Source organism: Dyella kyungheensis, assembly GCF_016905005.1.
Classification (GTDB): domain Bacteria; phylum Pseudomonadota; class Gammaproteobacteria; order Xanthomonadales; family Rhodanobacteraceae; genus Dyella; species Dyella kyungheensis.
Genome location: NZ_JADIKC010000029.1, coordinates 1 through 295, shown reverse-complemented (window position 1 = coordinate 295; position 295 = coordinate 1). Strand labels below are relative to the sequence as shown.

The window sequence follows — 295 nt, the reverse complement described above, 5'->3', positions numbered from 1 at the left end:
GGTGGATTGGTTACCGGCATCTTCTGGGTGACATCGCAGGCGCCACCTTGCGGATGCGCCGCCACCGCATCGACCACGCGCTGCATGAGTCCGGCGGCCGCGGCGTTCGAATCGTCTTCCGGCAGGAAGGCGTGACTGGCCGCCTGCCCCGCGCCCATCGCGGCAATGCGTTGCTGCAGTTGCGGCTTCTCGGCGATGGCGGCGGCGTAACGCGCATGCGTGTCGCGCAGATCGTCCATCTCCGCGCGAATCGACTGCAGCGGCGCCACGAACCACCAGTGCAGCAAGGCGAAAT

General features: G+C 67.5%; 1 protein-coding gene. It reads right to left on the bottom strand.

The genetic code is table 11. From position 1 onward, the window contains the following. The coding region (gene gspM / locus ISP20_RS21460) for a type II secretion system protein GspM (RefSeq protein ID WP_239536277.1) at positions 1-295 on the bottom strand (295 nt) is incomplete at both ends.